Origin of the sequence: Pseudofrankia saprophytica (genome assembly GCF_000235425.2) — a bacterium.
Taxonomy (GTDB): Bacteria; Actinomycetota; Actinomycetes; order Frankiales; family Frankiaceae; genus Pseudofrankia; species Pseudofrankia saprophytica.
Genome location: NZ_KI912267.1, coordinates 568807 through 580236, shown reverse-complemented (window position 1 = coordinate 580236; position 11430 = coordinate 568807). Strand labels below are relative to the sequence as shown.

Sequence of the window (11430 nt, the reverse complement as noted above, 5' to 3'; positions counted from 1 at the left end):
GCGACCGGAGGCACGGCGGCGACAGGAGGCGCGGTGGCCGGCGGGGCGGCGGCCGGGGCCGGGGCCGGGGCCGTGGTCGTGGTCGACCTGGATTCCGCGTCCGGCGCGGACGGGCCCTCGGCCGGCCCGGGCGGGACGAGGGCGTCGCTCGTCGGCTTGGCCCAGTCCACCGGGACCGCCGCGTCCCGCCCGGCCGAGAACAGGCCGGCGGGGCCGCCCTGGCTCGCCGGACGGGGCGTCGGTGTCGCGCGCGGGGGAACGTAGGGACGCCGTGACATACTGTTACTGTCACGCGGTGTAGCCGGCCGCGCTCCCGGTGTATCCGGTAGCGCGGCCGGCGCTGCCGCAGATGCTGCCGTCGGTGCACGGCGTCCCACCCAGGCACGGCCGTGGGCCGGGGTGGTCGCGCCGAACCGAGGACCGGTCACCGAATCGTCAGCGCCTGCCCCGCGGTCTCCCGCTCCAGCGCGAGGTCCGCGTCCACCATCATGTCGACGAGGGCGGTGAAGGTGACCGTCGGCTTCCAGCCCAGCTTGTCCATGGCCTTCGACGGGTCACCGACCAGCAGGTCGACCTCGGCCGGACGGAAGAACCGCGGGTCCTGCTTGACGTAGGGCTCCCAGTCGTCGATGCCGACCCGGGCGAACGCGGCCTGCAGCAGCTCGCGGATGGAGTGCGTCTCCCCGGTCGCGATGACGAAGTCGTCCGGCTCGTCCTGCTGGAGCATCCGCCACATCGCGTCGACGTAGTCACCGGCGAAGCCCCAGTCCCGGCGGGACTCGAGGTTGCCCAGGGTGATCGAGTCCTGCAGCCCGAGCGCGATCCGGGCGACGGCCCGGGTCACCTTCCGGGTGACGAACTCGATTCCGCGGCGCGGCGACTCGTGGTTGAACAGCATCCCCGAGCAGGCGAACATGTCGTACGACTCGCGGTAGTTGACGGTCAGGTAATGCCCGAAGGTCTTGGCGACGCCATAGGGAGAGCGCGGGTGGAACGGTGTGGTCTCCCGCTGCGGCGTCTCGCGGACCTTGCCGAACATCTCGGATGAGCTCGCCTGGTAGAAGCGCATCCGGGAGACGTCGCTGCCGGCGGTGATCCGCAGCGCCTCGAGGATACGCAACACACCCATCCCGGTCGTCTCGCCGGTCAGCTCAGCCTGTTTCCAGGACAGTCCGACGAACGAGATGGCGCCGAGGTTGTACACCTCGTCAGGCTGGGAGATCTCCACCGCGCCGATCAGCGAGGACAGGTCGGTGAGGTCGCCCTCCAGGAGCTGGACGCCCGGAATGATCCGCTCGACCGTGGCCACCTTCGGGTTGGACTGGCCCCTGACCAGTCCAAACACCTCATAGCCCTTGGCCGTGAGCAGCTCTCCCAGATACAGACCATCCTGGCCGGTGATCCCTGTAATGAGCGCGCGGGGCACGATCACCCTCCCGTCTGTGTGCGGCACGCTGCCGTCGAAAGATTAGCGTTCGGTAATGCACGCAGGTCAGCCGGGGGACGTGGTCGTCCCCACGGGGGCACGATCCGCGCCTGTCGGACGAACCAGCCCAACAATCGCGGGAAGCAACGCCTGACCAACGATTCGCCCACCTGGGGCAGTAATGTGCACGCCGTCGTCCCGGGTGAGGATGCCGTTCACGTGATCGGTGTAGCGATTACCCGGCGTGAGTACGCCGTTGAGATCCGAGATGGTCGCCACACCCCGATGCCGGTCGGCCGCGGCGCGCAGCAGCTGGTTGAACCTTGCCACTCGTTCCGGCCTCGTCTCCGGGTACTGCGACCCATCCGGCCCCTCCCGGGCGGCGACCGCGGGTGTGGTGAACAACACCACCTTCGCGCCGCCCGCGGACAGCGTGGTGATGGCCAGGTCCAGCTGGGCGGCGAGGTAGGCGTCGAACTTCGGCTCGCCGACGTGGCTCCAGTCGCCGTCCAGCAGCTGGTCGGTGACCTCCCAGCGGCCGATCAGCAGCGCCGCGATGTCCGGATGGACCTCGTTCACCCGCTTGGTGAACCGTGCCGGCCACTGGTCACAGCCGATCGTCGTCGGCCCGGGCTTGCCGTCCAGCTTCCTGGTCGGCAGCCGGGCCACCCCGCAGCCGAGCATGGAGGCGTCCGCGAGCTGCACGTTCATCGACGCCGCCACCTCGCCGAACTGGCTGCCGATCAGCGTCGTCGCCAGCGAGTCGCCGGCGATGAGCATCCGCAGCGGCCGGTTTCCCTGCGCGTCGGGCGCCGCCGTGGGCAGCGCCCCACCCGCCTGGACGCTCGCGGCGAGCTTCTCCAGGTCCGCGGGGCTGCGGGCGCTGGACGCCTGGGTGCTCGTCGCCAATATCGCCACGGCGACGACCCCGGCCATCACCACCGGCGTGGTCACGACCGGCCTCGGGATCCGGATCGACCGGCGCCGGATCGGGTTCTCCACCAGGTAGAACGACAGCAGCGTACAGGCCATGGTCGCGGCCACTCTGGCGGCCAGCAGAACCGGCCCATGTAGGCCGGTCCGTCCCGCGGTAACCGTCAGCAGGACCGGCCAGTGCCACAGGTAGAGGCCATAGGAGATCTTGCCGATGTAGGTCAGCGGCGAAATCGACAGCACCTTCGCCACCGCCGAGCCCGGCACCTCGACGATCGACGCGACCAGCACCGCCACGATGATCGCGACGCCGAGGAACCCGCCGGCATACAGACCGCGCGCCTGGCCGTCGACCGTCGCCCACAGCGCCAGCAGCGCGACCAGCGCCAGTCCGCCGGCGTACCCGAGCACCTTCTTGCCGCGTGCCGTGAACCCGGCCCGCCGCTGGGCCCGCCACACCGCCAGCGCCGCGCCGGTCAGCAGCGCCTGGACGCGCACCTCGGTGCCGTAGTAGATCCGGGACGCGTCGACGCCGACGAGCAGCAGCACGATGCCGATCAGCGCGCTCAGCTCCGCGCCCAGCACCGCCACCGCCAGCGCCGCCGACTGCGCCTTGCGCCGCTGCCCCTTCCACTTGTCGACCGTGCGCGCGCTGTGGCGCATCAACAGGAACACGATCAGCGGCCAGAGCACGTAGAACTGCTCCTCGACCGCCAGCGACCAGGTGTGCAGCAGCGGCGACGGCGCCGAGAAGTGGTCGAAGTAGCTCTGGTTCGACAGCGCGAACCGCCAGTTCGCGACGTAGAACAGCGACGCCAGCATGTCCAGGCGGATCTTCGTGATGTCGCCCGGCGTGGCGAGGAACCGTGCGTAGGCCGAGATCGCGAGCAACAGGAGCAGGAAGGCGGGCAGCAGGCGCCGCGCCCGCCGCGTCCAGAAGTCCTTGAGGTCGATGCGGCGGGTGGCCCGGTACTCGGCGACCAGCAGGCCGGTGATCAGGAACCCGGACAGCACGAAGAACGTGTCCACGCCCAGCAGGCCGCCGGGAACCCACGACAGCCCCGCGTGATAGGCGATCACGGCGAGCACCGCGAGCGCGCGCAGCCCGTCCAGGCCGGGGGAGTGGACGATCGGTGCGAGGAAGGTCCCGGTGGTGTCCGAGTCCCCCGGGCCGATCGCGGTCGCCGCCGGCGCGGCCGCAGGGTCCAGGAGCATCAGCCCCGCGGTCTTCGGCTCCGGGTCGGCCTCGCCGTCGCCGTCGCGATCGGCGGCGCGTTCCTGGGGCGAGCGGCGGGTGTAGACCGGGTCCGGCGCACGTGTGGGCTCCGCGCCGCGCGCGCGGCCGCCACGCTCGATGGCGCCGCGGACGAGGGCGATGGTGTGCTGGCTGGCGTCCTCATCGTCGGGTGCCGGCCGTCCGGCCGGGCGGGTGGCCGGCCGGCGGGTCTCCTCGCGGGCGGCGTCGCCCCGCCGCGCGTCGCCGGGGCGCCCGCCGCCGGCACGTTCAGGCCGCTCGCCTCCGCCTGGGATCCCGCCGTTCCCGCGGTTCCCGCTCGATCGGCGGAGCCGATCGGGGACGTCTGGACGCTCGGGGTCCCTGCCGGACGGGCGACGGGGTTCCCGCTGGGTCGGCGGTCCACCGGGCCGTCGATCGGGCAGGTCCGGGTCACCGGCGACGCCGCGCCCGCGCGCGGCGCGCTCGCCCGTGACACCGCGGTACGGCCCGGCGGGCGGGCGGAACGTGTCGCGGTGGCTGTCCCGTGGTCGCGCGCCGACGTCGTCGCGACCCTCGCTGGTCCGGCGGCCACGGGCAGCGCCGTCGCGCGCGCCGTCACCGCGGCCGGCGCCCGCGCCGCCGCGTTCCTCGTCGTGGTCGTGACCGTCGTCCCGGTGCTCGTCGTCACCGTGGGCGCCGCCGCCGCGGCCGTCGTCCTCGCGACCGTCCTGCTGGTCGTCGCCGGGCCGGCCGGGCCGGGCGGGCTGGTGAGCGCGGAAGCGAGTGGCGTCGGAGATCCGGACGGTGTCAGCGTCTTTGCCGCTCAGCCGGGGCCTCCTCCCGCTCGTCCGCCAGTCATGATCGGCGGCCAGCGTCCGGCTGACCGCTCTGCGAAGTATGCGGCAGACCCGGCGTGGTCCCGCGCGCGCGTCCTTGGCTACACCGCTCGACTAGCCTCCGGTCGCGCGAGGCTTCGCCATCGTCGCGCGACCTTTGGCTGTACCGCTCACCGGCCTCGCGCTCGCGCGCGACTCCGCCAGAGGCTAATCGTCACACCTATCGCGCTCAGATGACCGGAAGCGCCTTGGTACCTTCCGGCCGTGACCGAGACCGCTATCACGCCGGTTGTGGCGGAGGCGCCCGAGGCTGGCGGCGTGCGGCCGCGGGACCGGCGCTGGTGGCTGCTGCTGACCCTGATCATGGCTGTCGGCCTTGGCGTTCGCCTGTGGTACCTGTTCGGTTGGATGCATCCGGCGGTCGTGCAGGGCGACCCGCTCTACTACCACGAGGCGGCCAACCTGTTCGCCGACGGGCGGGGCTGGCCCGACCCGTACGAGCTCCACCTGAACCACCGGTACGTGCCGGACGCGCAGCACCCGCCGCTGACCAGCGCGCTGCTCGCGTTGCCGTCCCTGGTCGGCCTCAGCACGTTCCTCGAGCACCAGGTGTTCGAGTGCCTGCTCGGAACGCTGGCCATCCTGATCGTCGCGCTGACCGGGAGGCGCGCCGCCGGACCCGCGGCGGGGCTGGTCGCGGCCGGGCTCGCCGCCGTCTACCCCGGTATGTGGATCAATGATCCGCTGCTGATGTCGGAGACGACCGGGATCCTGGCCTGCTCGGTGGTGCTGTGGCTCGCCTATCGCTTCTGGGACCGGCGCGGCTACCTGGACGCCGCCCTGCTGGGGCTGGCCACAGCCGCGGCGGCGCTCGCCCGGGCCGAGTTGCTCCTGCTGGCGGTCTTCCTGGTGACGCCACTGGTCCTGCTGGCCCGCTCGCCCGGCGGGCCGGCGGCCCATCGTCCCGCGGATGCCGGAGCGCTCCCGGCGGCCAGGGCGTCGTGGCGGCGGCGGGTGGGGATGCTCGCCGCCGCGGGGGCGGCCTGTGTCCTGACGATCGCGCCGTGGGCCGTCTACAACCTGAGCCGGTTCAGCGAGCCGGAATACCTGTCCACGGGTCTCGGCACGACGCTCGCGGTCACGCACTGCGACACGACATACCACGGCACGTTCCTCGGCTGGTGGGACTTCAAGTGCATCCTGAAGATCCAGAACGAGCCGACCGAACGCTCCGAGCGCGATGTCTTCTATCGCGAGGCCGCCTACCGGTACATCGGCGACCACAAGGCCGAGCTGCCCAAGGTCGCGCTGGCGAGGGCCGGGCGGACCTGGGGGGTGTTCCGGCCGTTCCAGCAGGTCCGGTTCGACACGATCGAGTCACGGCCGGTGGGTCTCAGCAAGGTGGCGCTGTTCTCGCTGTGGGTGCTGCTGGCCGCGGGCGCCGTCGGCGCGGTGCTGTTGCGCCGGCGCCGCGCGTTGCTGCTGCCGCTGCTGGCACTGCCGGGAGCCCTCACCGTCGCCTCGACGATGGTCTACGGCACCAGCCGGTTCCGCGCGGTCGCGGAGCCGGCGGTGGTGCTGCTGGCCGCTGTCGCGTTCGCCTCCATCCGCGCCCGCTTCGTCCCCCGCGGCCGGCACAGCGGCTCCCGGGCGACGGCGCGCGCCGGGCAGCCCGCGGCGGTTCCGGTTCCGGCCCAGGCCCAGACCCCGGCCGCGTGAGCATGCCCGGTCCGCTGATCACCGTCGGTTCGTCCGTGGTCCTGAGTGGTTACCCGCGACGGCTCGGGCGGGGCCGTGACGGCGCTGGCTGGTACCTTGCGACCGTGCCGGACCGCAGCCACCCCCGGCCCGCGTCATGACCGGGGCCGGGCTTCGCCAGCTCGGGCGCCCGGACGACCCGACGACCGTCGCGGTCGACGCCGGCACCACCGTCGTGTCCGGGGCCCCGCTGGCGCCGGCGGACGAGCCCTCCGCGCCGGCGGCCCCCACCCCGCGCCGGGACACGACGGTCTTTCCCGGGTTCGACGGGCTGCGGGCGATCGCGGCGCTGCTCGTGGTCGTCGTGCACGCCGGCTTCATGACCACCCTGACGTTGCGGTCCTCGCTGGGGCCATATGCCGCGCGGGCCGAGATCGGCGTCGCGGTCTTCTTCCTGATCTCCGGCTTCCTGCTCTACCGACCGTTCGTCGCGCGCCATCTCGCGCTCGCCGACCGGGGCGGCGGCCGGGACGTCCCGGAGGTCGGTGGCTTCCTGCTGCGCCGGTTCATGCGGATCGTCCCGCTGTACTGGCTGGTGTTCGTGATCAGCCTGGTCGTCGTCACCGACAAGATGATCGTGGCGAACGTCCGGGGCCTGCTGGAGTGCCTGCTGTTCGTGCAGGGTTACCGACAGTCGTGGGCGCTGCAGGGCCTGACCCAGGCCTGGACGCTCGACGTTGAGGTCGCGTTCTACCTGTTCGTCCCGCTCTACGCGTGGCTGCTTGGCCGGCGGGTTCGCGCGCCGCGTACCCAGCTGTGGCTCGAGCTGACCGGCGTCGCCGCGCTTTACCTGCTGGGCACCCTGGTGCACTGGCGGATGATCGGCACCGACTCGGGGCTGGCCGACGGGTGGTCGGTGTGGCTGCCGGTCTGGTGGGACCTGTTCTCCCTGGGCATGTTCCTCGCGGTGGTCTCAGCCTGGTACGGCCGGCAGGGGCGCCACCCGCGCTGGTCGACGCTGCCGTTCTCCGGCACCATCTGCTGGCTGCTCGCGGCCGTCTGCTACTGGGTGGCCAGCAAGAAGATCGGGCTGCCGCTGTGGCCGATCTACGACGCCACCGTCCGGACCGATCTGGGCAAGCACCTGTTCTACGGCCTGTTCGGCTTCTTCCTGCTACTGCCGGTGGTGTTCGGCCCGCAGCGGCGCGGGGTCGTGCGCCGTTTCCTGGCCAGCCGGGTGATGACCTTCCTCGGTTCGATCTCCTACGGCATCTACCTGTGGCACCAGACCGTCATCGACGTGGTGATGGCGCGCAGCGGCTGGAAGATCTGGCAGGTCTCCTTCGCCCCGCTCTTCGCGGTGGTCCTGGTGATCACCGTGGCGCTCTCGACGCTGACCTACTACCTGGTCGAGCGGCCGTGCCAGAACCTCGCCCGTGACTGGGCCCGTCGCTGGAAGAACCGCCCCCGGCGCGGACGCGCGGCGACGGCCGCCTCCGCTCCTGTGGCCGCCTCGGAAGCGGCTCCGCACCCGGTCGTGGCCGGCGCCCATGGCCCGGTAGTGGTGGCGCAGGGCCGCCCGGCGCCGCTGCCGGCGCCAGCGTCCGCGGCGGCGCCCGTGACAGGGTCAACCCGGGGCGTCACGGCCGGGAGAGCGCTGGACGAGACCACCATCCCGCCCCTTCCCGAGCCGCATCAACCCGATAGGATCGGCCGACAGGACAGCGCGGGCGGCCGGTTCGGCCCAGGCGATCGACCATGACCGGTGGCTGCCATGCCGCCGCCCCAGGGGCGGCTTTTCCAGGGCCGTGATGGTGCCCGGGGCCGGGCCCCCGAACCCCTGATGTCGGGCTTCGCCCGACCTGCGACGCTGCGGGGTCCCCTCGGCGCGAGCGTGCCCGTCGGCTCCCGTTGACCTCGCCGGAGAGGCTTCCCTAGACTGGAGTCAGCACGAGGGTCTGTGGGTCTCGGACCGAGCAGATCCACTCGAGCAGTCGTTATCGGTTCTGACAGTGTCGTTGTCAGCGCAATGTCGTTGTAGCGCGTTCTCTGTCCCTCCGTCCCGGCGGTTCGACCCGGCTCTCGCGCTGACGTCAACCCCTAGTCGGAGCCGACCCCTTGACGAGCACCACCGACGTTCGACCCGTGGAGACCGTGACCAGCCCGCAAAGCCCGACCACACCACAGGTCGCGGTCAACGACATCGGCTCGGCCGAGGACTTCCTCGCCGCCGTCGACAAGACGATCAAGTTTTTCAACGACGGTGACATCGTCGACGGCACCATCGTCAAGGTGGATCGCGACGAGGTGCTGCTGGACATCGGTTACAAGACCGAGGGTGTCATCCCGTCCCGTGAGCTATCGATCAAGCACGACGTTGACCCACACGAGGTCGTCTCGGTCGGTGACCACGTCGAGGCTCTCGTCCTCCAGAAGGAGGACAAAGAGGGCCGGCTGATCCTGTCCAAGAAGCGCGCCCAGTACGAGCGCGCCTGGGGCACGATCGAGAAGCTCAAGGAGGAGGACGGCGTCGTCACCGGCACCGTCATCGAGGTCGTCAAGGGCGGTCTGATCCTCGACATCGGGCTGCGCGGCTTCCTCCCCGCATCGCTGGTGGAGATGCGCCGCGTCCGTGACCTTCAGCCGTACGTCGGCCGTGAGCTCGAAGCCAAGATCATCGAGCTGGACAAGAACCGCAACAACGTGGTCCTGTCCCGCCGGGCGTGGCTGGAGCAGACGCAGAGCGAGGTCCGCTCCGAGTTCCTGTCGCAGCTGGCCAAGGGGCAGATCCGCAAGGGTGTCGTCAGCTCCATCGTCAACTTCGGCGCCTTCGTCGACCTCGGTGGGGTCGACGGTCTGGTGCACGTCTCCGAGCTGTCCTGGAAGCACATCGACCACCCGTCCGAGGTGGTCGAGGTCGGCCAGGAGGTCACCGTCGAGGTCCTCGACGTCGACCTGGACCGCGAGCGGGTCTCGCTGTCGCTGAAGGCGACGCAGGAGGACCCGTGGCGCCAGTTCGCCCGGACGCACGCCATCGGCCAGGTCGTTCCCGGCAAGGTCACCAAGCTCGTGCCGTTCGGCGCGTTCGTCCGTGTCGACGAGGGCATCGAGGGCCTGGTCCACATCTCCGAGCTGGCCGAGCGCCACGTGGAGATCCCGGAGCAGGTCGTCAACGTCGGCGACGAGATCCTCGTCAAGGTCATCGACATCGACCTCGACCGGCGCCGGATCAGCCTCTCGCTCAAGCAGGCGAACGAGGCCTCCGGGCTGGCGGGCGACGGCGAGACGTTCGACCCGAGCCAGTACGGCATGGAAGCCAAGTACGACGAGGCGGGCAACTACGTCTACCCCGAGGGCTTCGACTCCGAGACGGGCGAGTGGCTGCCGGGCTTCGAGGAGCAGCAGGCCGAGTGGGAGCGGCAGTACGCCGAGGCCCAGTCCCGCTTCGAGGCGCACCAGGCGCAGATCCGCGCCGCCCGCGAGGCCGAGGCCGCCGCGGTCGCGCCGAGCTCCTACACCTCAGAGTCGCAGCAGCCGGCTTCGGCGATCGACGAAGAGGCCCTGCGCCGCCTGCGGGAGCAGTTCGGCCGGGGATGATCTCTCTCTAGTCAGCCCCTGAAGACGCCCCCGCCGAAACCGGCGGGGGCGTTTTCGTCTGCCTCGGGCGCCGCGTGGCCTGCTGGCCTCTCGGCCCGGTTTGCTACTCGGCACCACTCCAGCTCAGCAGCCGCGCACCGATCACCGCGGTCTGGAGGACGTAACGATCCGCCGGGGCGGTGGGGTCGTGGTGGGTCAGCTGGTGGATACGAGCCAGGCGGTAAGTGAGGGCACGGACCGAGAGGTGCAGACGGCGGGCGGTGGCCAGCGCGACGGCACCGGTGGCGAAATAGGCGTCCAGGGTCTCCAGCAGCGGGCCGGGGCCACCGCGGGCGGCTCGTAGTGGGCCGAGGACGGTCTCCACCAGCTCGGAGAGCGGCTCCCGGTCACGTAGCAGCACCTTGTAGATGAGCAGGTCGTCGGTGTGCACGGCCTGGCCGGCGACGCCGAGCCTTCCGGCGAGCTCGACCGCGCTCGACGCCTCGGCGAACCCGATCCGCACGCCCGTCACGCCGGTGCGCACCCGGCTGACCCCGACCCGCCACCCGGGCACGTTCCCCAGCGCCGCGGTCAGGGCCGCCACCGCCCGCGGAGCCCCCGAGGCGGCACCGGCCCCGCCGGCCGGCAGGGGAGCGAACCGCGCGGCCGGCCCGTCGCCCGCGGATCTGGCCAGGCCGGGGCCGCCCGGCCCGGCGGCCCGGTCCACGCTGGCGCCGAGGTCGGCGGCGTCGCCGGTCGCCGCGTCGCCGGTCGCCGCGTCGCGCTCGGCTTCCTGCGGGACGACGCAGACGAGCAGGCCGCCCTTGGCGACGACCAGGGGCGGGGTCGCGCAGATGACGCCGAGTGCGGTGTCGACGGCGCGGCTCGTCCCGCGGCCGTCGACGAAGCGGCGGTCCCCGGCGGCGACCAGGACGAGGTGTGGCGCCTCCAGTCGCAGCCCGAACGCGAAGGCACGTTCCAGGACCAGGCCCGGGTCGGTGGCGGTGCCGGTGAGCAGGTCGTCGACGAGCTCGCGGCGCAGGGACTCCTCGGCCCTGGCACGGGCCGTCCGGGCCGCCTCGTAGCCCTCGCAGACGGCCGCGACGGCGTCGTCGCTCGCCCGCAGCACGGCCGCGGCGGCGGCCCGCGTCCGCTCGGCCGCACCCGGGGCCTCAGGCCCGGCCCGGCGCCGCGACCGGGCGGACCGGGGCGGCATGGGTCGGGCCGGGCCGCCGGGATCTCGGGTGCCCCAGTCCGCCGGGTCGTCGCCCGTCTGGTGCTGCGGCGCCGCGGCCTGTTCGGTGGCGGGCAGCGACGGCCAGGCCCGCCAGGTCGCGGAAAGGTACAGGTCGACGAGCGCGCGCAGGGCGGCGCCCGACTCGGCCGCCGCCTGGCCGAGCTCGCTGAAACGGGCGAGTTCGGCGACCGTGAGCCGGCGGCCGGTCTGAGCCGCCGAGGCGAGCGCAGGCAGGTAGTCGCCGAGCAGGCTGGCGGGCAGCCGGGCGTCCTGGGCGGCGAGCACCGCGGCGCGTGGCAGCCGGGTCAGGCTCGTCCCCGGCAGGCCCGCCGCCTCGCCGAGCTCGTCGTCGACTGGCATCCGCCACCCCCTCCCGCACGCGGGCCGCGCCCGGGCTGGCCGTGCGTCCGAAGTCTTCTTCTTGCCGAGTCTCGGCAATTTGAGGATAGCGAATCCCGCCAACATCGATGCGCTACTGCCGGGACCTGGAAGGGTCTCAGCGGGTGAA

The 11430-nt window shown here is 72.2% G+C and carries 7 protein-coding genes and 1 pseudogene; 4 read left to right on the top strand and 4 right to left on the bottom strand.

The genetic code is table 11. The annotated features are described in order from the left end of the window. From FRCN3DRAFT_RS56820 to FRCN3DRAFT_RS48050, 3 genes and pseudogenes are all read right to left on the bottom strand, one after another. Positions 1-278 (bottom strand): annotated as a pseudogene (locus FRCN3DRAFT_RS56820) (hypothetical protein); the annotation flags it as partial. A gap of 146 nt (positions 279-424) precedes the next feature. Next, positions 425-1426 (bottom strand): GDP-mannose 4,6-dehydratase, encoded by a 1002-nt coding sequence (locus tag FRCN3DRAFT_RS0236985; protein ID WP_007520124.1) that lies wholly within the window; start codon positions 1424-1426, stop codon positions 425-427. A 66-nt stretch (positions 1427-1492) separates the two neighbouring features. Continuing rightward, a complete protein-coding gene (locus tag FRCN3DRAFT_RS48050; RefSeq protein WP_007520123.1) occupies positions 1493-3574 on the bottom strand; it encodes an acyltransferase family protein in 2082 nt (693 codons plus the stop codon). 165 nt (positions 3575-3739) lie between these two features. On the opposite strand from FRCN3DRAFT_RS48050, the gene FRCN3DRAFT_RS0236975 reads away from it, so the two are divergent. From FRCN3DRAFT_RS0236975 to rpsA, 4 genes are all read left to right on the top strand, one after another. Further along, entirely contained in the window at positions 3740-4648 is a 909-nt protein-coding gene (locus FRCN3DRAFT_RS0236975) for a hypothetical protein (protein ID WP_007520122.1), read from the top strand. Between the two features lie 27 nt (positions 4649-4675). Continuing rightward, entirely contained in the window at positions 4676-6130 is a 1455-nt protein-coding gene (locus FRCN3DRAFT_RS0236970) for a glycosyltransferase family 39 protein (RefSeq protein ID WP_007520121.1), read from the top strand. A 136-nt stretch (positions 6131-6266) separates the two neighbouring features. After that, entirely contained in the window at positions 6267-7871 is a 1605-nt protein-coding gene (locus tag FRCN3DRAFT_RS0236965; protein ID WP_007520120.1) for an acyltransferase family protein, read from the top strand. 356 nt (positions 7872-8227) lie between these two features. Continuing rightward, positions 8228-9706, top strand: a complete 1479-nt coding sequence (rpsA, locus tag FRCN3DRAFT_RS0236960) for a 30S ribosomal protein S1 (RefSeq protein ID WP_007520119.1) — start codon at positions 8228-8230, stop codon at positions 9704-9706. Positions 9707-9809: 103 nt separating this feature from the next. Here rpsA and FRCN3DRAFT_RS0236955 read toward each other — a convergent pair whose 3' ends face one another. Further along, positions 9810-11282, bottom strand: a complete 1473-nt coding sequence (locus FRCN3DRAFT_RS0236955; protein ID WP_027141269.1) for a PucR family transcriptional regulator — start codon at positions 11280-11282, stop codon at positions 9810-9812. Positions 11283-11430 lie beyond the last annotated feature (148 nt).